This is a genomic window from Curtobacterium oceanosedimentum, assembly GCF_020297365.1.
GTDB lineage: Bacteria > Actinomycetota > Actinomycetes > Actinomycetales > Microbacteriaceae > Curtobacterium.
Genome location: NZ_JAIXIG010000019.1, coordinates 17,419 through 39,315, shown reverse-complemented (window position 1 = coordinate 39,315; position 21,897 = coordinate 17,419). Strand labels below are relative to the sequence as shown.

Annotated in this window: 22 protein-coding genes; 12 read left to right on the top strand and 10 right to left on the bottom strand. The window is 71.9% G+C overall.

Annotated elements, in window-relative coordinates; genetic code table 11:
• The first annotated feature begins 124 nt into the window (after nucleotides 1–124).
• The gene (locus LEL83_RS10105) at nucleotides 125–286 is read left to right on the top strand and encodes a hypothetical protein (RefSeq protein WP_198658228.1); all 162 of its coding nucleotides are present in this window, start codon (nucleotides 125–127) and stop codon (nucleotides 284–286) included.
• A 143-nt stretch (nucleotides 287–429) separates the two neighbouring features.
• On the opposite strand, the gene ligD is transcribed toward LEL83_RS10105, so the two are convergent.
• A complete protein-coding gene (ligD, locus tag LEL83_RS10100) occupies nucleotides 430–1,452 on the bottom strand; it encodes a non-homologous end-joining DNA ligase (RefSeq protein WP_225558707.1) in 1,023 nt (340 codons plus the stop codon).
• A gap of 68 nt (nucleotides 1,453–1,520) precedes the next feature.
• On the opposite strand from ligD, the gene LEL83_RS10095 reads away from it, so the two are divergent.
• The 3 genes from LEL83_RS10095 to LEL83_RS10085 are packed head-to-tail and all read left to right on the top strand — an operon-like array spanning nucleotide 1,521 to nucleotide 4,186.
• Nucleotides 1,521–2,360, top strand: a complete 840-nt coding sequence (locus tag LEL83_RS10095; RefSeq protein ID WP_225558706.1) for a DUF429 domain-containing protein — start codon at nucleotides 1,521–1,523, stop codon at nucleotides 2,358–2,360.
• A gap of 9 nt (nucleotides 2,361–2,369) precedes the next feature.
• Nucleotides 2,370–3,572, top strand: coding sequence for a glycosyltransferase (locus LEL83_RS10090; protein WP_225558705.1), 1,203 nt, complete (start codon nucleotides 2,370–2,372; stop codon nucleotides 3,570–3,572).
• Entirely contained in the window at nucleotides 3,569–4,186 is a 618-nt protein-coding gene (locus LEL83_RS10085; RefSeq protein WP_225558704.1) for a uracil-DNA glycosylase, read from the top strand. The genes LEL83_RS10090 and LEL83_RS10085 overlap by 4 nt, the downstream gene beginning before the upstream one ends.
• 13 nt (nucleotides 4,187–4,199) lie before the next feature.
• On the opposite strand, the gene LEL83_RS10080 is transcribed toward LEL83_RS10085, so the two are convergent.
• Entirely contained in the window at nucleotides 4,200–4,628 is a 429-nt protein-coding gene (locus tag LEL83_RS10080; RefSeq protein WP_198658222.1) for a DUF6892 domain-containing protein, read from the bottom strand.
• Between the two features lie 98 nt (nucleotides 4,629–4,726).
• On the opposite strand from LEL83_RS10080, the gene LEL83_RS10075 reads away from it, so the two are divergent.
• From LEL83_RS10075 to LEL83_RS10065, 3 genes are all read left to right on the top strand, one after another.
• Nucleotides 4,727–6,181, top strand: a complete 1,455-nt coding sequence (locus LEL83_RS10075; protein ID WP_198658221.1) for an APC family permease — start codon at nucleotides 4,727–4,729, stop codon at nucleotides 6,179–6,181.
• Nucleotides 6,181–6,297 carry an LPXTG cell wall anchor domain-containing protein gene (locus LEL83_RS10070; protein ID WP_225558703.1) on the top strand — a complete coding sequence of 39 codons (117 nt, stop codon included), beginning with the start codon at nucleotides 6,181–6,183 and terminating at the stop codon, nucleotides 6,295–6,297. Before LEL83_RS10075 ends, LEL83_RS10070 begins: the two co-directional genes overlap by 1 nt.
• Before the next feature lie 305 nt (nucleotides 6,298–6,602).
• Nucleotides 6,603–7,223: a hypothetical protein gene (locus LEL83_RS10065; protein WP_225558702.1), complete on the top strand. Its 621-nt coding sequence runs from the start codon at nucleotides 6,603–6,605 to the stop codon at nucleotides 7,221–7,223.
• Nucleotides 7,224–7,227: 4 nt separating this feature from the next.
• Here the strand turns inward: LEL83_RS10065 and LEL83_RS10060 are convergent, their stop codons facing one another.
• The 3 genes from LEL83_RS10060 to LEL83_RS10050 all read right to left on the bottom strand — a co-directional run bounded on the left by LEL83_RS10060 (nucleotide 7,228) and on the right by LEL83_RS10050 (nucleotide 8,585).
• Nucleotides 7,228–7,662, bottom strand: a complete 435-nt coding sequence (locus tag LEL83_RS10060; RefSeq protein WP_225558701.1) for a hypothetical protein — start codon at nucleotides 7,660–7,662, stop codon at nucleotides 7,228–7,230.
• Between the two features lie 96 nt (nucleotides 7,663–7,758).
• Nucleotides 7,759–8,205 (bottom strand): DUF6264 family protein, encoded by a 447-nt coding sequence (locus LEL83_RS10055; RefSeq protein WP_263867412.1) that lies wholly within the window; start codon nucleotides 8,203–8,205, stop codon nucleotides 7,759–7,761.
• A complete protein-coding gene (locus LEL83_RS10050) occupies nucleotides 8,205–8,585 on the bottom strand; it encodes a DoxX family protein (protein WP_225558700.1) in 381 nt (126 codons plus the stop codon). The genes LEL83_RS10055 and LEL83_RS10050 overlap by 1 nt, the downstream gene beginning before the upstream one ends.
• 90 nt (nucleotides 8,586–8,675) lie before the next feature.
• Here LEL83_RS10050 and LEL83_RS10045 point away from each other — a divergent pair, with 90 nt between their 5' ends.
• Complete coding sequence (locus LEL83_RS10045) at nucleotides 8,676–9,008, top strand: hypothetical protein (protein ID WP_198658216.1); 333 nt, start codon at nucleotides 8,676–8,678, stop codon at nucleotides 9,006–9,008.
• A gap of 6 nt (nucleotides 9,009–9,014) precedes the next feature.
• Here the strand turns inward: LEL83_RS10045 and LEL83_RS10040 are convergent, their stop codons facing one another.
• Complete coding sequence (locus tag LEL83_RS10040; protein WP_198658215.1) at nucleotides 9,015–9,515, bottom strand: DUF427 domain-containing protein; 501 nt, start codon at nucleotides 9,513–9,515, stop codon at nucleotides 9,015–9,017.
• A 123-nt stretch (nucleotides 9,516–9,638) separates the two neighbouring features.
• Between LEL83_RS10040 and LEL83_RS10035 the strand changes: the two genes are divergently transcribed.
• On the top strand, nucleotides 9,639–11,051 hold the full coding sequence (locus LEL83_RS10035) for an amino acid permease (protein WP_198658214.1): 1,413 nt from the start codon (nucleotides 9,639–9,641) through the stop codon (nucleotides 11,049–11,051).
• Between the two features lie 43 nt (nucleotides 11,052–11,094).
• On the opposite strand, the gene LEL83_RS10030 is transcribed toward LEL83_RS10035, so the two are convergent.
• Together LEL83_RS10030 and LEL83_RS10025 are read right to left on the bottom strand one after the other, a co-directional pair.
• Nucleotides 11,095–12,081, bottom strand: a complete 987-nt coding sequence (locus LEL83_RS10030; protein WP_225558699.1) for an AraC family transcriptional regulator — start codon at nucleotides 12,079–12,081, stop codon at nucleotides 11,095–11,097.
• 104 nt (nucleotides 12,082–12,185) lie between these two features.
• Nucleotides 12,186–12,383: a hypothetical protein gene (locus LEL83_RS10025; RefSeq protein WP_198658212.1), complete on the bottom strand. Its 198-nt coding sequence runs from the start codon at nucleotides 12,381–12,383 to the stop codon at nucleotides 12,186–12,188.
• Nucleotides 12,384–12,506: 123 nt separating this feature from the next.
• On the opposite strand from LEL83_RS10025, the gene LEL83_RS10020 reads away from it, so the two are divergent.
• The 3 genes from LEL83_RS10020 to LEL83_RS10010 all read left to right on the top strand — a co-directional run bounded on the left by LEL83_RS10020 (nucleotide 12,507) and on the right by LEL83_RS10010 (nucleotide 17,296).
• Nucleotides 12,507–15,941, top strand: a complete 3,435-nt coding sequence (locus tag LEL83_RS10020; RefSeq protein ID WP_225558698.1) for a DEAD/DEAH box helicase — start codon at nucleotides 12,507–12,509, stop codon at nucleotides 15,939–15,941.
• A 77-nt stretch (nucleotides 15,942–16,018) separates the two neighbouring features.
• Nucleotides 16,019–16,789 carry an HNH endonuclease family protein gene (locus tag LEL83_RS10015; protein ID WP_225558697.1) on the top strand — a complete coding sequence of 257 codons (771 nt, stop codon included), beginning with the start codon at nucleotides 16,019–16,021 and terminating at the stop codon, nucleotides 16,787–16,789.
• 90 nt (nucleotides 16,790–16,879) lie between these two features.
• Nucleotides 16,880–17,296 (top strand): SseB family protein, encoded by a 417-nt coding sequence (locus LEL83_RS10010; protein WP_225558696.1) that lies wholly within the window; start codon nucleotides 16,880–16,882, stop codon nucleotides 17,294–17,296.
• A 32-nt stretch (nucleotides 17,297–17,328) separates the two neighbouring features.
• Here LEL83_RS10010 and LEL83_RS10005 read toward each other — a convergent pair whose 3' ends face one another.
• Both LEL83_RS10005 and LEL83_RS10000 read right to left on the bottom strand, forming a co-directional pair.
• On the bottom strand, nucleotides 17,329–18,186 hold the full coding sequence (locus LEL83_RS10005; protein ID WP_225558695.1) for a nuclease-related domain-containing protein: 858 nt from the start codon (nucleotides 18,184–18,186) through the stop codon (nucleotides 17,329–17,331).
• Nucleotides 18,187–18,393: 207 nt separating this feature from the next.
• Entirely contained in the window at nucleotides 18,394–21,888 is a 3,495-nt protein-coding gene (locus LEL83_RS10000; RefSeq protein WP_225558694.1) for a TM0106 family RecB-like putative nuclease, read from the bottom strand.
• Between the last annotated feature and the right edge of the window lie 9 nt (nucleotides 21,889–21,897).

The window sequence follows — 21,897 nt, the reverse complement described above, 5'->3', positions numbered from 1 at the left end:
CAGCGGAGGGCTGTCCGATTGCCGCTCTCGACGGAACATAGTTAGCCGAACTAGCGAAGTCATGCCAGGATGATCGCAGCAGCACAGGCGTCAACCCGGACGCCAGGGATCGGAGGGGATCGACATGAGCACCAGCACGCTTGTCCGCCACGATCGGCGGACTCCCTTCACGGAGGTCCGCGAGGCACGGCGCCAGCGCGCCCTGCAGCTCAGCGCGATCGTGAGCGCCATCGCCGGCGTCACCGCCACGGCACTCGCCCTCGTCACGATCGGGCTCGGCTCGTGATCGTTGACGGCATCACCGACGTCCACCGCGGCACGTGGTCGAGGCTGACCCGCCTGCACACCGCGAGCATCGGTCTCCCGACGCACACCACGCGCGTCGAGGATCAGGACCGTCAGCGGGACGTCAGCACCGCGTCCTGACGCTCAGCTCGACTTCTTCGCCCGGGACGGCTGCACACGCGGCGGCTCCCCCGGCATCTTCGGGAAGTCGGGCGGGAACGGGAGCTCACCCGCGCCGTTCGCCAGGTCGCGCTCCCACCACGCCAACAGCGGGGCGATGCTCGCCGGTTCCGCGTGCATGTCCCGCCACGGGTCGCCGACCGTCTGCAGGCGCTCGGGCACGGTCCGCACCGTGAACGACATCGGGTCGGCGGTGGGCAGTTCGTCCCAGGTGATCGGTGTCGACACCGACGCGTGCGCGAGTGCTCGCGGACTGTAGGCACCCGCCATCGTCCGGTCGCGGTTCGCCTGGTTGAAGTCGACGAAGACCCGCTGCCCCCGCTCCTCCTTCCACCACGCGGTCGTCACCCGGTCGGGCATCCGACGCTCGAGTTCCCGCGCCGCGGCGATCACCGCGTGCCGCACGTCCAGGAACTCGTACTCGGGACGGATCGGCGCGAACACGTGCAGGCCACGGTTGCCGCTCGTCTTGATCCACGTGGTCAGGCCGACCTCGTCGAGGACCCTGCGGAGTTCCTGCGCCACCGGCACCGTGTCCGAGAAGTCCGTGCCCGGCTGCGGATCGAGGTCGATGCGGAGCTGGTCCGGGTGGTCGCTGTCCTCGGCACGGGACGCCCACGGGTGGAACACGACGGTGTTCATCTGCGCTGCCCACACCGCCACCGCCGGCTCGTCGATCACGAGCTGCGGGTGGGAGCGGGCGCTCGGGTACGTCACGGTGACGGAGCGGACGTAGTCGGGGGCGCCCTTCGGCGGGTTCTTCGAGAAGAACTGCTCGCCGTCGACCCCTCCGGGGAACCGCTGCAGCGAGATCGGCCGGCCGCCGTTCGCCCGGACGAAGGCGTCGCCCACCGTGATGAGGTACTCGGCCAGGTCGCGCTTGGTGATCCCCGCCTCGGGCCAGAGCACCCGCGAGGGGCTGCTGATCCGGACCTCGCGGTCGCCGTCGGGGCCGGGCACGGTCAGCACCGTCGCTTCACTCGCCATGCGACGGACCGTACACGCGTCCCCGCGGCAGGCCCCAGGCCCGCCCTGTGGGGCGGCAGGATGGGCGGGTGGACACCGCGTACCTCGGCATCGACCTGGCGTGGGGCCTCGGCTCCCCCACCCGCGCCCCGAACGAGACCGGGCTCGTCGCGATGGACCACGACGGCACGATCACCGACGCCGGCTGGGCCCGCGGGGTCGCCGAGGTGACCGACTGGATCGTGGGGCACCTGGGCCCGCGCACCCTGGTCGCCGTCGACGCCTCGCTCGTCGTGACGAACCCGACCGGCATCCGCGAGGCCGAACGCCAGGTCGGGCAGCGCTACGGCCGGTGGAAGGTCGCCGCCAACCCGACGAACCTGGCGTCCGCGGCGAGCGCCGGTGCCCGACTGCTCGACGCGCTCACGGAGCACGGCCTCGGGTACGTGTCGAGCACCGAGGCGATGCGGGAGCGCACCGGTCCGGCGATGTTCGAGTGCTACCCGTACACGACCCTGGTCGGCGTCGAGGAGCTCGGCTACGACGTCGAACGTCCCCGCTACAAGCGCCTCGACCTGAAGATCCCCGCGGCCGAGGCCCGGGCCCGCCGTGCCGAGGCCTTTGACGAGCTGGTCCGGCGGCTGCGCGGGACGCCGCTCGACCCACCAATGCTGCTCGACTCGCACCCGCTGACGCGCGCACTGGCAGACCCGTCGGTGCTGCACGGCCCGACGCACAAGCACCGCGAGGACCTGCTCGACGGTGCGCTGTGCGCCTGGACCGCCGCGTTCTGGGAGCGACACGGCGACGGGCGAGTGCAGATCCTGGGCGGCGATCGGGACCTCCAGACCGACACGCTGGACGAGGCGGGCCGCCGGCCCGTCATCGTGGCGCCGGCGCGCCCGTCGCAGCGGGGGCCACGCGGCTAGGGTTGAGCGGTGAGCGCCACGACCGAACCCCTGCACATCGGGCTGGTGTCGCTGCACACCTCCCCCGGCGACGAACCGGGGTCGGGCGAGGTCGGCGGCATGAACGTCGTCGTCCGGCACCAGGCCGAGGCCCTGGCCGACCGGGGCCACCACGTCGACATCATCACGCGCCGTTCCGCTCCGACGCAGCCCGACTCCGTGTCGCTCGTGCCGGGCGTGTGCCTGCGGTTCCTGTCCGCGGGGCCGGCCGAGCCGGTGCCGAAGGGCGAGCACGACGCGTTCATCGAGCCGTTCCGGCAGGGACTCGAACAGCTCGGACCGTTCGACGTCCTGCACTCCCACCACTGGTTCTCCGGTGCTGCCGCCCTGCCGGTCGCCCGCGAGCGGGGCATCCCCCACGTGCAGTCCTTCCACTCGATCGCCGCCGACCCCGCGACGCCGCTGTCCGAGGGCGAGCGCCCCGAGTCGGCCGGTCGCATCGCGGGCGAGGAACGGCTCGCCCGGGAGTCGGACGCCGTCGTCGCGGTGTCCGAGGCCGAGGCGTCGACCGTCCGCACCCGGCTCGGCGGCGACACCGCTCGCACCTGGATCGTGCCGCCGGGTGTCGACGGGTCCGTCTTCCGCCCGGCTGCGGCCGGCGCGCGCCGCGCCGCCACCCCCTACGTGGTCGCGGCGGCCCGTGTCCAGCCGTTGAAGGGGCTGGACCTGGCGATCGAGGCGATCGCCGGCATCAGCCTGGAGGCCCGCCCCACGTTGGTCATCGCGGGTGACGCCTCGAGCGAGGCGGGCGACTACGTGGACGAGCTGCGTCGGCTCGCCGCCGCGCACGGCATCGCCGACCGCGTCACCTTCATCGGACCGCAGTCGCGCGCCGACCTGGCGTTCCTGTTCCGTGGCGCGGCAGCCGTGCTCGTGCCGTCGCACTCCGAGACGTACGGACTCGTCGCGCTCGAGGGGTCCGCTTCCGGGGTGCCCGTCGTGGCCGCCGCCGCCGGGGGGCTGCGTGAGGCCGTGGTCGACGGCGAGACGGGCGTCGTGCTCGAGTCGCGTGATCCCGGGGTGTGGGCCGCGGAGATCGAGCGGATCCTGACCGACGGCCCGTACGCGGCTGCCCTGGCCGCTGCGGGTCGGGAGCACGCGGAGCGCCTGAGCTGGGAGCGGTCCGCCGCCGGACTCGAGGACGTCTACCACCGGGTGCTCGGTCGATCGTGAGCGATCCGGACGGGCGCGACCGGTTCGTCCGGTTCTGGGAGGCGCTCGACGCCGTGCCGGTCGAGCCCGACGCCGAGGCCCTGTACGACGTGCGCTCGGACGAGGGGCGCCTGCGCCGCACGAACCTGTCGCGGTACCTCGAGCGGCTCGCACCGACGGCGGACACCGTGCTGGTGGCCGAGGCCCCGGGCTGGCGCGGCATGACGAACACCGGGATCCCCTTCACGAGCATGCGGGAGCTCGGGCCGGAGTACCGCGTCCCGCCGGAGCCGACCGCACCGTGGGAGGCGTCGTCACGGGTCGTGCACGCTGCCCTGCAGGGGTGGACCGGCCCGCTGCCCGTGGCCTGGGCGATCTTCCAGCACCACCCGTTCGTGGCCCCGGACCGGCTGACGAACCGCACGCCCCGACCGGCCGAGGTCCGGGCCGGCGCACCGGTCGCACTCGCCCTCGTGGAGGCCCTCGGCGGCGCCGATCGGGTGCGGGTCGTCGCGGTCGGTCGGAAGGCGCAGGGTGCGCTCGCCCTCGCCGGCATCGACGCGACGGCCGTACGGCACCCCGCGCAGGGCGGGGCCAGACAGTTCACCGAGCAGCTGCACGCGCTGTCCCGGTGATCCCCGCCGGCGGTCAGGCGGAGCGGACCTCGACGCCCTTGGCCGCCAGGCGTTCCGCGACGTGCGCCGGCAGCGGCGCCGCTGCGTACACCGTGCGGAGTTCCGGCAGGTCGAGCAGATCGTCCCAGTTCTGCGGGTCGAAACGGTCGTCGGAGCCGTCCCAGCCCGGGTGCACGTCCTGCAGCACCTCGAGGTCGGAGTCGACGGTGAGCTCGGTCACCAACGACAGGTGCGACGGCAGGAGTTCGAGGTCGTCGTAGTACTCGCGGGCACGGTCGTCCTGGCCGTCGACGTCGAGGTCCTCGTCGCTCTCGTCCTCGGCATCGGGGTCGTAGGGGTCGAGGACGTCCAGGTCGTAGCAGAGGACGTCGAGCACCAGGAGCTTCGCGTTGAAGTCCGCGAACTCGATGGGCTCCTCGGTGGTGTTCGACTGCTGGTCCATGGCCCGGAGCGTATCCGTCACCGGACCACCGTGTTGCGATCGCGAGAAACCTCCCTGTGGGACTGGACAGCAAGGCATCGCACACGAAAGGGTGACGCATGGCCACAACCAAGTCGGACCACCCGAAGTCGGAGACCCCCGAGCTCCGCAGGGTCCTCGGTCCCAAGCTCCTGCTGCTGTTCATCATCGGCGACATCCTGGGGACCGGCGTCTACGCGCTCACCGGGCAGGTGGCGGCGGAGGTCGGCGGAGCAGCGTGGCTCCCCTTCCTCATCGCCTTCGCGGTGGCGCTGCTGACGGCGTTCTCGTACCTGGAGCTCGTGACGAAGTACCCGCAGACCGCCGGTGCCGCCCTGTACGTGCACAAGGCGTTCGGCATCCACTTCGTCACCTTCATCGTCACGTTCATCGTCATGTGCTCGGGCATCACCTCGGCGTCCACGGCGTCGCGAGCGTTCGCGGCCAACCTCGGCGCGGGCTTCGGACTCGAACTGCCGAACGGCGTGGTGATGCTCATCGCGATGGGCTTCATGCTCGCCGTGATGCTCGTCAACTTCCGCGGTGTGAGCGAGAGCGTCAAGACGAACGTCGTGCTGACGCTGGTCGAGCTGTCCGGTCTCGTCATGGTGATCCTGATCGGCTTCTGGGCGATCGCCGGCGGCAACGCGGACTTCTCCCGCGTGGTCATGTTCGAGACGCCGGAGGACAAGTCCCTGCTGCTGTCGATCAGCACGGCGACCTCGTTGGCCTTCTTCGCGATGGTCGGGTTCGAGGACTCGGTGAACATGGCCGAGGAGACGAAGGACCCGTCGCGCATCTTCCCCAAGGTCATGCTCACCGGCATCGGCATCACGGCCGTCATCTACGTGCTCGTGTCGATCTGCGCCGTGGCCGTCGTGCCGATCGGCGAACTCGCCGGCAACGAGACCCCGCTCGTGACGGTCGTGCAGACCGCCGCCCCGGACTTCCCCATCGCCGACCTGCTGCCGTTCATCTCGATGTTCGCCGTCGCCAACACCGCCCTGATCAACATGATGATGGCGTCGCGACTGCTGTACGGCATGAGCAAGCAGGGCGTGCTGCCGGGCTTCCTGTCCCGCATCTCCCCCGCGCGCCGCACCCCGTCGACCGCGATCTTCTTCACCACGCTCATCTCGCTCGCGCTGATCGGCTGGGTCTCGCTCGACCCGGAGTCGCCCATCGTCGTCGTGCTCGGTGGCACGACCTCGCTGCTGCTGCTGACCGTGTTCGCCGTCGTGAACGTCACGGTGCTGGTGCTGCGGCGCGACCGGGTCGGCCACAAGCACTTCCGCGCCGGCGTGATCATCCCCGTGATCGGCGTGATCACGTGCCTGTGGCTGGTGCTGCCGTTCTCGTCCGGACGTGACCCGCAGCAGTACCAGATCGCCGGCGCGCTGCTGGCCCTGGGCGTGCTGCTCTGGGTCGTCACGTGGTTCACGCACGGCCGCAAGCAGGCCGAGAAGGCACCGACCGGCCTCGTCACCGAGCCGACCAAGGTGCAGCGGCCGCCGCACGACCGCCGCGACGGCTGATGGACGCGACGAGTGTCATCTGGACCGTGGTCATCGCGGTGATCGCCGTGCTGTCGCTGTCTGCCGGGGGCTGGCGCCTGCGTCGCCGTCGCCGCGACGACCGACGCGACGGCTGATCCCCGCGCTCGACGGCCGACTCGTCTGCTGATCGCCGCGTTCGACGAGCGCCGCGCCGTCTGATCGCCGCGCTCGTCTGACCCGTGACGGTCCTGGTTCGCGAAGCCCCCGCTTCGTGCACCAGGACCGTCACTCGTCGTCGGGGATCTGCCCTCCCTGCGGCGAGCAACCGCCGGCGCACCCTGGCGCCCGCCCCGCGACCACGGCGGGCCGCCGCACGGTTCCCAGGAGGTGCCCGTACGCTCGTGCTGCTCTTCCTGCTCCGCCCGTCCAGCACCCGCCCAGCCCGTCGAGAGGTCCCGCCATGCGCCGTGTCGGCATCACCCTCGCCTCGGTGTTCGGCGCCGGGATCGTGGCGGTCGGCATCGGCGTGGTCGTCCTCGTGGTGATCGCGGTCAACTCGATCGCCGGCATCGCGAAGTCGAGCGCCGCCACCCCGACGCCCGCGTGCCCGGCCGTCGCCGCGAAGACCGTGGGCGGCATGGTCGTGCCCGCCGGACCCGTCGGCGGCTTCTGCCAGGACCGCCTGGTGAACGCCGCGCACGTCATCCGGGCGGCGCAGGCACTGGGCATCGGGCCGCACACCCAGGCCGTCGGGGTGATGACCGCGATCGGCGAGTCGAGCCTGGTGAACCTGGACCACGGCGACGCCGCCGGCCCGGACAGCCGCGGCCTGTTCCAGCAGCGCGACAACGGTGCGTGGGGCACGTACGAACAGCGGATGGACCCGTACACGGCGGCGTCGATGTTCTACGCGAAGCTCGTGAAGATCCCGGGCTGGAAGACGATGACCCCGACGCAGATGGCGCACGCGGTGCAGGTCAACTCGGATCCCGACCACTACGCGAAGTCGTGGCCCGAGGCGAAGGCGATCGTCGAGGAACTCACGGGCGCGACCGTGCCGGACACCGCCCCGCAGGGCTGAGCGGTCACGAGGCCAGCGCACGCGCACCCTCGTCGAACTCGATCACCGCCGTGCCCCCGGTGTGCACGACGACCTGGGCGCGGAGCCGGACGGACTGCTCGTCGAGGGCACACGCGCACGCGTCGATCCACCCCCAGTCGGCCGGTGTGAGCCGGTCGGCGTCGGGGCGTTCCCACGCCAGCACGACGTCGGCGGCACCGAGCTGCGTGACGACGTCTGCGATCAGGGCCGCGAAGTCCTCGACGTGCTCGTCCGGTTCGACCGGCAGGTCGGCGATCGGCAGCAGGAACGGGATCGGCATCCCGCGGTCGTCGAGGAAGAGCACCCAGCACTGGGGTCGGATGGCCCGCTCGATGACGGCGGTGACGAGTCGGACGACGTCGTCGTCGGTGCGGACGGGTTCTCGGATGAGACGGTCGAGCATGTCGGTGTCAGGCATGCCCCCAGCGTGGCCGGACCACCGCCGCCGATGAGCTCCGACCGGACTCCTGTGGACGGATCACTGCACCCGCGCTGCCTGTGGAGGAGAGCCGGGTCAGATGCCGCGCGACACCGAGCTGTCGACGAGGAGCATCGCCGCGAAGAACACCACCACGACGGCCGCCATGCCGACGAGCACCGCCGGCCACGTCAGCCGGCGTCGGACGAGCCGCAGCACGCTCACGACGAGCGTCGCCACGAACAGCACCGCGACCAGGATCGGACCGGCGACGACGACCGAGTCACCGAGCGCCGCGTTGCAGGAGTTCCCGGGTGCCGCACACGACACGAACGCCAGCGACAGGAGCTTGATGCCCCAGCCCGCCGCCAGCGCCTCGACCGTGAGCACGACGAGCAGCGCCGTGGAGGCGACCAGGTCGGCCACGCGACGACGACCGGCCAAGGGGTGGCGGGCCTCCCGGCCGAACCGCGCCGGAGCGGACGCGAGCGGGTCCGGGCCGGCCGCAGCCGACGGCCCCGTCCGCTCCGGCGACCCGGCCATCAGGGACGCCGGCCGCGCGTCGACCAGAGGGCGAGCGCGATGAGGAGCGGCTGGCCGAACAGGCGGCCGAAGCGCTTCTCGTCGGTGTCCAGACCGAACGCGTCGCGACGGTTGACCCACTGCGACAGGTTGCCGGGGAAGATCACCGTGAAGAACAGCGCGGCGACGTTGCCGACCAGCCGACGGGACCGCTTCGGCGCGAGCACGAGCGCCGAACCGAGCGTGATCTCCGCCACCCCGGACGCGAGCACGGTCGTGTCCTCGTCGAGCGGCACGAAGTCGGGCACCTGGGCGGTGAACTCCCGACGCGCGAACGTGAGGTGACTGGTGCCGGCGAACACCAGTGCCAGGCCGAGCAGGACGCGGAAGAAGGAGCGCATGCCTCCATGGTGCCCGCTCGCCGGACCGGGCGCCCACGCGGCGTTCCCCGGGCGTGTACGGATCGCGGTCTGCTCGCTAGATTCAGACCCATGGGAGCTGCCGCAGGGGACCACGAACCACCGGCGGCACCTGCGACCGTCGCGGTGCTGCTCGCGCCGCTCGCCTTCTACCTCGGCATCATCGTCCCGGCGCAGTCCACGGTCCGGCACGTGCTGCTCGGCGCGGTGTTCGGGCTCGTCTGCGTGCTGAGCGGGATGCGGGCGCTCCGGATCGCCGGGCGTCGCCGAGCGGTGCGGGTATGGGCGTGGGTCGGCATCGTCATCGGCACCGTCGGCCTGGTGATGCTCGTGTGGCAGGTGCTCGTCATCGTGACGGGTGGCGCGTTCCCGCCGCCGTTCTGGTCGCCGTACGCCCACCGCTGACGCGGGTCACCAGCCGAAGGTGCCGGCCCCGCCCTTGAACGGCCCGACGATGTCGGCCGTGATCCAGCCGCCGTAGAAGTCACCCTCCTGCGCCTGCACGACCTCGCCGCCGACCTCGCAGGAGTCCATCGCCGACGGGTAGATCGCCACGTGGTCCCGCAGCGACTCGTACCCGGGCTCGGGCGTCGGGTAGTCCCAGGCGGCGCGGCTGGCGACCGTGCCGTCACCGCCGACGACGTCGAAGTAGCGCGCACGGCCCTTGAACTCGCACATGCTCGAGCCCTCGGCGCGGACGAGCGAGCCCTCGGCCATGTCGGCGACCGGCAGGTAGTAGACCGGCGGGTGCGACGTCTCGAGCACCCGCACGGCGTCGGTCGTGTCCGCCACGACCGTGCCGCCGAGCCGGACGACCACACGGTCGGTCACGGGCTGCACGGCCGGCGGGCGGGGGTAGTCCCAGACCGATTCCTGTCCGGGGCCGGGTTCGATCCGCTTCGGGTGACGCATGCACCTCGTCTACGCCCTCTGCCTGCGCTCAGCCCGGACGGCGGGCGTGTCCTGCTCCGGTGCCGACCCGTCTCGGTCCGATGGGACCGTGCGCCGATCGCCCGCCGGGTGCACCATGGGCGGGTGACGACGACGACACGAACGCTCTTCCGACGGAAGCCGATCGACACCATCGACGACGAGACCGGGGGCGAGGGCGGCCTGAAACGGCACCTCGGCCTCTGGCAGCTCACCGCGATCGGCATCGGCGGGATCATCGGCGCGGGCATCTTCACCCTCGCCGGCACGGTGGCGAACGGCGTCGCCGGGCCCGCGGTGCTCATCAGCTTCCTGGTCGCGGGCGTCGCCAGCGCTGCCGCGGCCCTGTCCTACGCCGAGTTCGCGGGCCTCATCCCCAAGGCCGGCAGCGCCTACACGTACGGCTACGCCGTGCTCGGCGAGATCGTCGGCTGGTTCATCGGTTGGGACCTGCTGCTCGAGTACACGGCGATCGTGGCGGTGGTCGCGATCGGCATCTCCGGCTACGTCGGGTTCCTGGTCGGTCAGTTCGGCATCGACCTGCCCGCCTGGATGCTCGGCGCGCCCGGCACCGGTGACGGCCACGTCGTCGACGTCTTCGCGATCATCCTGTGCCTGCTCACCGCCTTCGTGCTCACCCGCGGCATCCGCAGCGCCGCACGGTTCGAGTTCGTCGCCGTCGGCATCAAGGTCGCACTGGTCGTGCTCATCGTGGTGCTCGGCGTGTTCCACATCAACAGCGCGAACTACTCCCCGTACTTCCCGTTCGGGTTCGGCGGCGTGATGACGGGCGCCGCGACCGTGTTCTTCGCCGTGTTCGGCTACGACGCGATGTCCACCGCGGCCGAGGAGTCCACCGACGCCCGCAAGCACATGCCGAAGGCGATCCTGCTGTCCCTGGGCATCTCGATGGTGCTCTACGTGCTGGCGACGCTCGTGCTCACCGGGATGCAGAAGTACACCGACATCGACCCGGCGTCGGGCTTCTCGTCGGCGTTCGCGTCCGTCGGGCTCGGCGGTGTCGCGAACGTCATCGCGATCGGGGCCATCGTCGGCATCGTCACCGTCCTCGTGACCTTCATGCTCGGTGCCTCGCGCGTCTGGTTCTCGATGAGCCGCGACGGCCTCATGCCGAAGTGGTTCGCGAAGACCGACCCCAAGCGGCACGTCCCCACCCGCGTCACGTGGATCCTCGGCATCGCGTCGGCGATCCTGGCCGGCGTGCTGCCCATCGGCGTCGTCGCGGAGCTGACGAACATCGGCATCCTGCTGGCGTTCGTGGTGGTCTGCTCCGCCGTGATCGTGCTGCGCTACCGGCAGCCCGACCTGGACCGCCAGTTCCGGCTGCCGTTCATGCCGGTGATCCCGATCATCGGTGTCGTCGCGTCGCTGTGGCTCGTGACGTTCCTGCAGTGGGAGACGTGGGTGCGGTTCGGGATCTGGTTCGCGATCGGGCTCGGGGTGTACTTCGGCTACTCGCGGCGGCACAGCGAGTTGGCGAAGCCCGCGAAGGACTGACGACAGCGCCGCGCGAGACGGCGGCGCAGCCGCGCTCCGACCCTCAGCGCCGCAACGTCTCCCGCGGGTACTCCCCGAACCGCGCCGCGTACACCGACGCGAACCGCCCCATGTGCGCGAACCCCCACCGACGCGCGACGTCGGCCACCGAGGTCGCGTGCGGGTCGAGCACGACGAGCTCGTCGCGCACCCGCCCGAGCCGGACCTCGCGCAGGTACGTCATCGGCGAGCGCTCGAACGCGCGCTGGAACGACTCCTGGATCCCGCGGATGCTCAGCCCGGCGGCGGTCGCGATGTCCGCGACGGTCAGCGGCTCGTGGGCGTGCGCCTGGATGAACTCGACCGCCGCGCGCAGCCGGCCGTCGCTCCGCGTGCCGTACCCGGCGGGGAAGCGCTCGGCCTGCATCGGGTAGAGCCGGAGCAGGGCGCGGGCGACCCCGCGCTGCGCCTCGTGCCATGCGAGCGACTGGTCGCCCTCCTCGCGCAGGGCGCGGACGGCACCGGCCACGGCCGTCCGCCACGCGCCGATCGCGGCCGCGTCGGGCTCGGTCCGCCAGTCGAAGGTCAGGGTGCCGTCGACCAGGTGGTCCTCGGCGGCGACGTCGAGCACCAGGTCCCGACGCAGGTGCACCAGGCGCTGGTCCCAGTCCTGGTACTCCATCTCGAAGCGGCGCTCGACGGGGAACATCGTGGGGACCCCTGGTCGCATGCGGACCTCGTCGCGGCCGACGTCGACGCGGGCCTGCCCGGACTCGAGCCACTGCACGACGACCTCGCCCTCGGTGGCGACGTCGCCCCGCAGGTAGCCGTGCATCTGCGAGCGGCGGATGCTCAGTTGGTCGTCACCGACGGCGACGTACTTGTACCAGTAGTCCTGGTCGAGGGGCCGGGAGTACCAGGCCTTGCCCGCGTACATGCCGGCGAGCGAACTGATCGCGGAGTCGGTGTCCTGCCCGGCGACCGCGATGAGTGACCGTGGGGGCGTGTCACGGGGAGCGGGTGTGACGGCCCCGGTGCTGCTGTCGCTCATCTGGGCTCCTCCCTGCTCGGTCAGAAGGGTGCGGGAGCACGCGGTCTGTGCTCCCCACGCTAGGGAGGGTCACCGCGTCCGACAAGCCAGCTTCGTTCCCTGGCCTAACGGCCGGTCCAGCGCACCCATCCGTGCACCTGGGCGGCGGCGCTCTCCAGCGAGGAGTGCGCGCCGACGAGCGAGTGGTCCGGCGAGTCGACGGTGTACTGCGCGCTCCGCGTGACGTCGCAGACGAGCTCCGAGTCGAGCAGCACGTTCCAGTGGTCCTCGGAGTCGTGCACCCAGTGCAGGCGGTCCGGCATGAGCGTGTCCAATCCATCGTGGACCGCAGTCGTCGCGTCCTCCCCGGACGGTAGTCCTGTCGCTTGACAGGGCTCCCGGGTGGCGGTGCGGGATGGTCGGTGGTGGCTGGCACGATGGGGTCCGTGCCAGCAGCCCCGATGATCGACGCCGTCGACGTCATCCGTTTCGTCGGGCCGCAGACCTTCGGCCGTGCGCGCGACGTCGTGCGGGCCGGTCTGGTGGACGAGGCCACCTGGCACCCCGACGACGGCACGGTCACTGCGACCGTCTCCGGCACCGCCGACGACCCGTACGAGCTGCGGATCGACACCACCCCGGCCCGTGGCGACTTCGTCCGCCCGGTCCGGAGCACCTGCAGCTGTCCCCTCCGCGGCGACTGCAAACACGTCGCCGCCGCGCTGCTCACCATCAACGCCCGCGCACTCGCCGCGAACGCCGGCCCACGCCCGGAAGCGCCGGCTCCGCCACCGTCGGACTGGAGGCACGACCTCGCCCGCCTCGCCGGTGACGACGAGCAGGCGGTCGCCCCGCAGGGCACACGGATGGGCCTGCAGTTCGAGTTGCGTGACGCGGTCCCCGCCCGGCTCGCCTCCCGCGCTCGCGCGGCCGGCAGGGCGCTGCCGGCGCCTTCGCGCTCCGTCCGGCTCGGGGTCCGCCCGGTGACCCGCAGCGACGCCGGCAACTGGGTCCGAGGGCAGCTGACCTGGGGCACGCTCCCCTACTCGCAGAACCGCCTGGGCGTCGGCGCCGAGCAGCACGCCTGGTTCCTGCAGCTCGCGGCCCTGCACCGTGCCGGGCAGCTCGCGGGGCTGCCGGGCGAGAGCGACTGGCTGCACCTCGACGACTTCCGCAGTCCGCTGCTGTGGCCGCTGCTGCGGCAGGCCGCGGCGCTCGACATCGCGTTCGTCACCGGCAAGCGCGAGGGCGGTGCGGTCCTCGGCGAGCAGGCGCAGGTGCTGCTCGACCTGGCGCGGCACGACGGCGCCGTGGTGATCGGAGCGAGCGCCGTGCTCGACGGCCGGCCCGTCGTGCCCGGAGCCGCGCGGATGATCGGCGACCACGGCGTCTACGTCTTCCGTGAGGCCCCCGACTTCACCGTCGGCCTCGCTCCGACACCCGCGCCCGTGCCGGCGGACCAGCGCCGGATGCTGCTCGAGGGATCGCGCATCACGGTGCCGGACGCCGAGGTCGACGAGTTCCTGGCCGACTGGTCGCCCCGGCTGCGTGGTGCCCTCGGCCTGGTCAGCTCCGACGGGTCGGTGGAGCTGCCCGAGCGCACCCCGCCCGAGCTCGTGCTCACCGCAACGTTCGAGCCGGCCCGGGCGCCGCGCACCGACGACCGGGTGCACCTGCACTGGCGCTGGCACGTCGACGGTCGGAAGGACCCGGTCTCGCTGCACGGGCCGCTCCCCGACCTGTCGGTGCTCCGCGCCGCCGACGACGACGATCCGACCGGCACCGACGTTCCGTCCGGCACCGACGCCGGTCCCGTGGCGGACCCGGCCGCGGCGGTGGAGCCGACCACGGCGACGACGCAGGCCGACGACGCGGCACAGGCCGGGCCTCCCGACCGCCCGACGGGACCGGGTGGCGGACTGGACTGGTTCCAGGACGGCACCATCGACGGGGCCGACGTCGCGGTGTTCGCGAACGAGCTGCTGCCGGAGCTGCCCGCGCTCGGCATCCGCACGGTGGTGCAGGGTGAGCGCCTCGACTACGAGCGGTTGAGCGGGCGGCCGCACATCCGCGTGACGACGATGCCGTCGGACAAGCACGACTGGTTCGACCTCGGCATCATCGTCAGCGTCAACGGCAAGCAGATCCCGTTCACACCGCTGCTCACCGCGCTCGCGAGCCGGCAGCGACGACTGAAACTCGTCGACAACTCGTACCTGTCCCTCGCCGACCCCGCGTTCGACCGGCTCAAGGAGCTCATCGACGAAGCCCGCGACCTGGACGAGTGGGAGCCGGACCAGCCGATCGCCGTGACCCCGCTGCACGCCGGATTGTGGTCGGAGTTCGACCTGCTGGCCGACGAGACGTCGCACGACGAACGCTGGCAGGCCGTCACCGCCGGACTGCTCGGGGCGACTCCCCCGGGTGACGTCGCCGTACCGGACACCGTGCACGCCGAGCTGCGGCCGTACCAGCACGCCGGGTACGCCTGGTTGTCGTTCCTGGCGTCGCACGGCATCGGCGGGGTGCTCGCCGACGACATGGGGCTCGGCAAGACGCTGCAGGTGCTCGCGATGATCGCCGCCCGTCGTGCCGCCGACCCCTCGGCGCCGCCGTTCCTCGTCGTCGCGCCGACCTCGGTCGTGGGCAACTGGGCGGCCGAGGCGACGAAGTTCGTGCCGTCGCTGCGGGTCGCCACGGTCACCTCGACCTCGTTGAAGGACCCGGGGCTCGTCGCCCGGACGGCGTCGCAGGCCGACGTCGTCGTCACCTCGTACGCGCTGCTGCGGCTCGACGCCCAGGCGTGGACCGACCTGCCGTGGTCGGCACTCGTGCTCGACGAGGCGCAGTTCGTGAAGAACCCGCAGTCCCAGACCCACCGCGTGGCGTCGGAGCTGCAGGCACCGGTGAAGTTCGCGATCACCGGCACCCCGCTCGAGAACGGGCTGACCGACCTGTGGGCACTGTTCCACATCGTCGCGCCCGGGCTGCTGTCCACCTGGACCCGGTTCGGCGACGACTACGTGAAGCCCCTCGCCTCCCCCGACCTGCGCGGCGAGGCTCGACAGCAGCTCACCGCGCGGCTGCGGCGACGGATCCGGCCGCTCATGCTCCGGCGCACGAAGGAGGCCGTGGCCGCCGACCTGCCGCCCAAGCAGGAACAGGTCGTCCGCGTCACGCTCGACCCCGCGCACCGGGAGCTGTACGAGCGCACGTTGAACCGGGAGCGGCTCAAGGTCCTCGACCTCATCGACGACCTGTCGAAGAACCGGATGATCGTCTTCCGGTCGCTGACGCTGCTGCGGATGCTCGCGCTGTCGCCGGCGCTGGTGTCGCCGCCGACGAGCGACTCGGACGTCTCCGCATCTCCGATCCCCTCGGCCAAGCTGGACCTGCTGCTCGACGAGCTCGAACAGCTCGCCGCCGAGGGTCGCCGTGCCCTGGTGTTCAGCCAGTTCACCTCGTTCCTGCGGATGGTGTCCGACGCCCTCGACGCCCGGGCCATCGGGTACGAGTACCTCGACGGCTCCACGCGCAAACGCCCCGAGGTCATCGAGCGCTTCCGGCGGGGCACCGCGCCCGCGTTCCTCATCTCGCTCAAGGCCGGCGGGTTCGGGCTCACCCTGACCGAGGCGGACACCGTGTTCGTGCTCGACCCGTGGTGGAACCCCGCCGCCGAGTCCCAGGCCGTCGACCGCACGCACCGCATCGGCCAGACCCGGTCGGTCACGGTGCAGCGGTTCATCGCCGAGGACACCATCGAAGAGAAGGTGCTGGCCCTCGCCGCGAAGAAGGCCGAACTGTTCGCCACGATGATCGACGACGACGCCCTGTTCGCCGACGACCTGACCGCCGACGACATCCGTTCCCTGCTGGCCTGAGCCGCCGGCCCGTTCGACCCCGCACCACGTTCCGCCCCGCACCACCGTTCCGCCCGCAGCACCTGGAGTCCCACCGCATGACGTCCCGCCGACGCCGCAGCCGCATCACCCTGACCTCTGTCATCGTCGTCCTGGCCATCGCCCTCGGCGGGTACGCGCTCGACGCCACCGGCGCCCTGGAGCCCGACGCCGCCGGTGAGCCCGCCGCCCGTGACACGACCCCGAGCCGACCGCAGGGCGCATCGACGGAGCCGAGCCGGGCCTCCAGTCCGACCGTCAGCCGGGGCGCCGACACCGATGCAGCCGCCGCTCGCGCGCTGCTCGCCGACCTGCCCGTCAAGGGCAAGGCGGCCGGCACCGGCTACGACCGTACCGGTCAGTTCGGCAGCGCCTGGCTCGACGTCGACCGCAACGGCTGCGACACCCGCAACGACGTGCTGGCCCGCGACCTGACCGGCATCACCCGCGAGGGGCGCTGCAAGGTCCTGACCGGCACCCTCGTCTCGCCGTACACGGGCGCGACCGTCGACTTCGTCCGCGGCAACACGACGTCGACGCTCGTGCAGATCGACCACGTCGTGGCGCTCGAGAACGCCTGGCGCACGGGCGGTCAGCGGCTGTCGCAGGACACCCGCGAGGCGCTGGCGAACGACCCGATGAACCTGTTCGCGGTCGACGGGCGGTCGAACTCGCAGAAGGGCTCCGGCGATGCCGCGACCTGGTTGCCCGCGAACAAGGCGTTCCGCTGCACCTACGTCGAACGCCAGGTCACGGTGAAGGCGAAGTACCGACTGTGGGTCGCGCCGGCAGAGCGGGACGCGATGGTGCGGGTGCTCGACGCCTGCTGACAGGGCTGTCGGCCACTGCTGGGCGTCGGGTTCCATCCTGGAGGCCCGGCTCGCCCCGCTCCGCTGGCTCACCGTGACAGCATGGCTGGCGTGAGTACCGATCAGACGAACGGATCAGCCTTCGGCCGCGGCGTCGACAAGGCGCCGCCGAGCGCGGCCGCCGAACTCCGACGGCGGCTGGCCGCCTCGCCGGCGGGCTTCCTGCGCAGCGCGGCATGGGTCCCCTGGAAGCCGGAGGGCACTCCGGAGGGCGGCAGCGTCGCCCACGTGATCATCCGGGACAAGCCGTTCGTGCCCGTCTTCACCGACCCCGCCGAACTCGCCGCCGGGCTGCCCGACAACGAGGGGCGTCCCGTGCCGATGTCCGAACTCGTGTCCGCACTGCCCGAGGAGTTCGGCATCGTGGTCGACCCGACGAGTGCTGCCGACGCGAACTTCCTGCACGCGGACGTCCTCGCCGAGATGCGGGCGCAGATGCAGGGCGGCGTCCCGACCGACGACGACTGACCCGCACTGTCTGCGGCTCGGAGCATCCGTCGTCAGGCAGGCGCAATCGCCGTCGCGGCGACCGCCCACCAGTACCCGAGCAGACCGCCCGCCGGAACGGCCAGCACCGCGAGGACCCGAGCGCGGCGCATGAGGCTCCGACGGGAGCGCGCGTCGGCGATCTCGCGTTCGAGCCGTTCGAAGCGCTGCACGTGGCGGAGTGTGTCGTCGATGATGACGGCATCCACGTGCCACGTGCCCCGTTCCTCGGCCAGCATCGAGAGGAAGCGCACGGCTTCGTCCGAGTGCACACGCGGCAGACCGCGGATCCACCTCCCCACGTGCTCGGGCTGGAGGACCACGGCTGCCGGCGACTTCTTGCCGAACCGGAGCTCCGCGGCCGCGACGACCAGGATCGGCTGCACGAGGATCGGACCCCCTGCCGCCGCCGACAGCAGGGTCGTCGCACGCTGCCCCTCGGCCAGCGCGCGGTGCAGGTGCGGCGTCCGCTGACCGTTCACCATCAGCGTGCGTCCGCCCGCCCAGACTGCGTGACCGGAGTGGTTCTTCGTGTTGATCGAGAACACGCCGGTCGGACCGACCACGACGTGATCGATGTCCGTGGTGCCCGTCCCGATCGGAACGGCGTGCAGGACCGTGAAGTCCGGGCCGAGTTGCTCCAGCTGCGTCGCGACCTGCCGCTCGCCGATCGCGCCCTTGAACCAGGAACGGGCTTCGGGACGGAGCGGGTCGTGTCCCCAGAACCGCTGCCGGGCGGTCCGCGCGGGGCCTTCGGCCTGGATCGCGAGACACTGCTGCATCACGGCGTACCCGGGCTTCCGGGCGCGGAGGGTCAGCGGGGCCGTTCCCTTCGGGCGCTGCCGGTCCGCGGCGATCGTGTGTTCCCCCATGCCTCCACCGTTCCAGGGCGGTGGATCGCCCGGCCAGCCCTCGTTCTGGCGTCACGACGCGGCGGGGGCGGTCGTGTTTCCGGGTCGTTGACGGTTCTGGTTCACGATCCTCGGAGTTCGCGAACCAGAGCCGTCAGGCGGCTCGGGATCGCCCAGCATCCTCCGCCAGGACGACACCGGCCGCGAACCCGACGACCGCCACGACGGTCACGATGCCGGCGGCTCGACCAGTTCGATGAAGCGCGAGAGCAGGGACAGCCCGGCGATGGACGGCGGCAGCCCCGTGGTGAGCGCCGGCGAGTACACGAGGTACGCCGCCCACTGCGCTCGCGACAACGCCACGTTCAACCGGTTCGGCATGAGCAGGAAGTCGAGCCCGCGCGGGATGTCCGCCGCGCTCGATGCCGCCAGTGACGTGATCGACACCACGGCCTCGCGCCCCTGGAACATGTCGACCGTGCCCACCTGCGTGCCACGGAGCCCGGCGCGGTCGAGGGCCTCGCGGATGAGCGCTCCCTGCGCGTTGTACGGCGCGACGACGATGACGTCCTGGTCCGTGAGCGCCCGTGACACATCGCCGTCGACCCAGCGGCGGCCGACCAGGTCCCGGGCGAGTTCGACGACCCGGGCGGCTTCCTCCGCCGAGGACGTCGTGTTCCCCGTATGCACCACGGGCACGGGGTGGACGCCCGGGTCGAGGTCGTCCAGGTGTCGCCCGCTGACGAGCGAGCTGAGCTGCCCGTCGTAGGACAAGCCTGACACCGACGCCGTCAGCGCGGGCTCCATCCGCCGGGTGTGCGCGAGGAAGTAGCCGAACTCCGGCGGCAGCACGTGCTCGCCGTCCGCCAGCCACCCGAGCGCGGACTGGTCCACCGGCTCAGGGTGCGACCCCTGCGACACCTGTGGGAGCTGCTGCGGGTCGCCGAGCAGCAGCAGGCGCGTGGCGGCGACCGAGGACGCGATGGTCGGCGCCAGCGAGAACTGCCCGGCTTCGTCGACGACGAGCAGGTCGAGCGAGCGCCGCGGGACCGTGCCCTCGTTCGCGAACGTCCACGCGGTCCCGCCGACCACGCCCCCGGTCCCCGTCTCGGCACACGAGGACAGGAACGCCCCGAGTGCGGCGTTGTTCTTCACAGGGGTCCACACGGCGGCCTCGAGGTCGTCCTCGGTCGCACCGGACTTCGGCACCTTCACCACCCGGTCGGCCGGTACCCCCGCACGGACCACCGAGGCCAGGAAGTTCTCCGACGTCGCGTGCGACTGTCCGACCACACCGACCCGCCAGCCATGCTCGCGGACGAGGCGTGCGACGACGTTCGAGCCGACGTACGTCTTGCCCGTCCCGGGAGGACCTTGGATCGCCAGGTACGAGCGGTCGAGCCCGAGCAGCGTCGTGACCACCGCGGAGACGGTGTCGTCGGCGGCCACGGGCGCGAGTGCACCGCGCGGCGGCACCCGGCGGAGCAGGTCGAGCGCCGGGTCGGGCAGCATCGACGGCAGGGCGTCGAGGACCTCCTGCCCCCACTCGGCGATCGCCTCGGGCTGGGGCTTCGCGCGCGGCGGGGCGGCCGGCGCGAGCGCGACCGGGACGTCGTGGTGCGGCTCCCCGCCGCCGACGGGCAGGCTCTCCTTCACGACCACCTCGAACGCGTCGCCGTTGTCGAAGGCGTCCAGCACGACCGCGCGAGCCGACGCACCCTTCGAACCCGGCGCCGGAGCGGTGACCGACGGCGGAAGCGGGTCGTCGTAGACCAGGTGGGGCGTGCCTCCAGGCCGGAGCCGCGAACCGGGCGCGAGCGTCCCCGACAACCGGAGCTCTCGCGACTGCGACCGGGCACGCGGCAGCGTGTCCCAGTCGCGCTCGACGGACGCGCGCTCGACGACCAGCACGTCGCGGGTGTCGGCCCAGTCGTCAACCGGGTTGCGCAGGCGGTCGAAGTGGTCCTGCCAGAAGGTCTTGGCCTCGCGGCGGTGGTAGTCGATCGCGGCGGCGGCGAGCGCCAACGCGGTCTGGTCGGGCGTGCGGTCGAGCGCGTCGACGTCGTCGAGTTCCGCGGCGAGCGCCGTGTACACGGGGTTCGGCTCGCGCTCGACCGGGATCGGCGGCAGCAGCTCGTCCTGCTCGCTCGGCTCCTCGGGCCGCGGGGGCCGCAGCGACAGCAGCCAATCGCGCAGCCGGAGCGTCGAGCGGCAGTCGTAGGCGTTGTAGTCGGCGACCTGGTCGAGCATCCGCTGCCCCTCGACGGCGTCGCCGTTCCGGAGCTCCTCGATCGCGTCGACGTAGGCGGTGATGCTGTCGGCGGCGTTCGTGACGTCGCTCTCGCGCAGGTCCGACCCCATGTACAGCGGCTCGAGCTTCTTGATCGAGTAGCTGCGACTGCCGACGACCAGGGACTGGCGGACGATCGGGTACAGGTCGACCAGCACCCCGGACCGCAGCAGGTCGTCGACGGCTTCCTCGCCCACGCCGTGCCGGGCGGCGAGGGACAGCAGGTGCGTCCGCTCGTACGGGGCGTAGTGGTAGATGTGCATCCCGGGGTACTGCTCACGCCGCGCCTGGATGAACGCGAGGAACTGCTCGAGCGCAACTCGCTCGTCGCGGATGGTGTGCGCCCAGAACGCCGTGAACTCGGCCTGGTCGTCCACCAGGCCGAACAGGTAGTCGAGGCCCCAGTGGACGCCGTCCTCGGTGTGCAGTGGGTCGCCCTCGAAGTCGAAGAAGACGTCGCCCGCGTCGGGCGCCGGGATCGCGTCGAGCGCGCGCGGATCGAGGACCTCGAAGCGCGGCTTGGCTGAGTGTTCGTCTGCTCGGTGCGCGTCCTGGTCGGCTTCAGTCTCGGTCTGGAGGCGCGCCTGCCGCATCAGCCGATCCTGCGTGCTCCGCGACATGCCGGGCACGGCCGCGGTGCGGTCCGCCAGGTCGTCGATCGTCCGCACCCCCTGCCGGATCAGCTTCGTCCGCTGGTCGAGGCGCATGCCGGCGACGAGGACCAGGTCGCGGTGTTGCTGCACCTGGGTCTGGCAGATCGCGCACCGGCCGCAGCTGGAGTAGCGGGGGTCGCCCCAGTGGAGTTCGTCGTCGGCACCGAGGCGCTCGGCGATGACCCGCTGCAGCTCGGCGCGCTGCGTGCGGTACACCGGGGCGATGTCGGCGAGTTCGTGCGTGGTGGTCGTCCGGTCGCCGAGCACCAGGTGCACCTGCTCGCCCGTGGGGATGCCGTGCGCCTGCATCTGCTCGGCGTAGGCCGCGAGCTGGAGCAGGGCGCTGATCTTCGCGTGGCGGGCGAGCTTGGTGTCGTAGACCTCGTACTCGCCGCGGTCGTTGCGGATGATGAAGTCGGCGAAGCCGATGAAGCCCGGGACGTCGGTCGTCGGCGGGCGGTGGAACGTGGGTTGGTACAGGACGTCGGCGCCGGTCTCGAAGGCCGTTCTTGCTTCGGCGGCTGCTCGGGCGTAGTCCTGCGGTGCGGGGCGGTCGAACTCGACGACGTCGCGGGTCTGCTTGAGGATGTCGAGGTAGTCGAGCTCGTGCTGGTCCCCCAGGCGTGCGGTGCGCTCGAGCATGTCGTCGTGCTCGTCGGGCAAGGGGCCGCCGCGACCGAGCTTGGCGTCGAGCCGGCGGAGGAACGCCCACTCGCAGGCCGCCCACGTGCTCAGGTCACTCGGGCTGAGCAGCACGTGCCCGTTGACGCCGATCTGCATGCGCTCCCC

What these genes read in the sequence shown, in the direction of transcription:
- LEL83_RS10025 (WP_198658212.1), bottom strand. Translation starts at nt 12,383, where the DNA reads ATGCCGGACCGCCTGCACTGGGTGCACGACTCCGAGGACCACTGGAAC.
- LEL83_RS10005 (WP_225558695.1), bottom strand. Translation starts at nt 18,186, where the DNA reads ATGGGGGAACACACGATCGCCGCGGACCGGCAGCGCCCGAAGGGAACG.
- LEL83_RS10040 (WP_198658215.1), bottom strand. Translation starts at nt 9,515, where the DNA reads ATGCGTCACCCGAAGCGGATCGAACCCGGCCCCGGACAGGAATCGGTC.
- LEL83_RS10080 (WP_198658222.1), bottom strand. Translation starts at nt 4,628, where the DNA reads ATGGACCAGCAGTCGAACACCACCGAGGAGCCCATCGAGTTCGCGGAC.
- LEL83_RS10055 (WP_263867412.1), bottom strand. Translation starts at nt 8,205, where the DNA reads ATGGCCGGGTCGCCGGAGCGGACGGGGCCGTCGGCTGCGGCCGGCCCG.
- LEL83_RS10070 (WP_225558703.1), top strand. Translation starts at nt 6,181, where the DNA reads ATGGACGCGACGAGTGTCATCTGGACCGTGGTCATCGCGGTGATCGCC.
- LEL83_RS10105 (WP_198658228.1), top strand. Translation starts at nt 125, where the DNA reads ATGAGCACCAGCACGCTTGTCCGCCACGATCGGCGGACTCCCTTCACG.
- LEL83_RS10075 (WP_198658221.1), top strand. Translation starts at nt 4,727, where the DNA reads ATGGCCACAACCAAGTCGGACCACCCGAAGTCGGAGACCCCCGAGCTC.
- LEL83_RS10065 (WP_225558702.1), top strand. Translation starts at nt 6,603, where the DNA reads ATGCGCCGTGTCGGCATCACCCTCGCCTCGGTGTTCGGCGCCGGGATC.
- LEL83_RS10050 (WP_225558700.1), bottom strand. Translation starts at nt 8,585, where the DNA reads ATGCGCTCCTTCTTCCGCGTCCTGCTCGGCCTGGCACTGGTGTTCGCC.
- LEL83_RS10000 (WP_225558694.1), bottom strand. Translation starts at nt 21,888, where the DNA reads ATGCAGATCGGCGTCAACGGGCACGTGCTGCTCAGCCCGAGTGACCTG.
- LEL83_RS10030 (WP_225558699.1), bottom strand. Translation starts at nt 12,081, where the DNA reads ATGAGCGACAGCAGCACCGGGGCCGTCACACCCGCTCCCCGTGACACG.
- ligD (WP_225558707.1), bottom strand. Translation starts at nt 1,452, where the DNA reads ATGGCGAGTGAAGCGACGGTGCTGACCGTGCCCGGCCCCGACGGCGAC.
- LEL83_RS10045 (WP_198658216.1), top strand. Translation starts at nt 8,676, where the DNA reads ATGGGAGCTGCCGCAGGGGACCACGAACCACCGGCGGCACCTGCGACC.
- LEL83_RS10060 (WP_225558701.1), bottom strand. Translation starts at nt 7,662, where the DNA reads ATGCCTGACACCGACATGCTCGACCGTCTCATCCGAGAACCCGTCCGC.
- LEL83_RS10015 (WP_225558697.1), top strand. Translation starts at nt 16,019, where the DNA reads ATGACGTCCCGCCGACGCCGCAGCCGCATCACCCTGACCTCTGTCATC.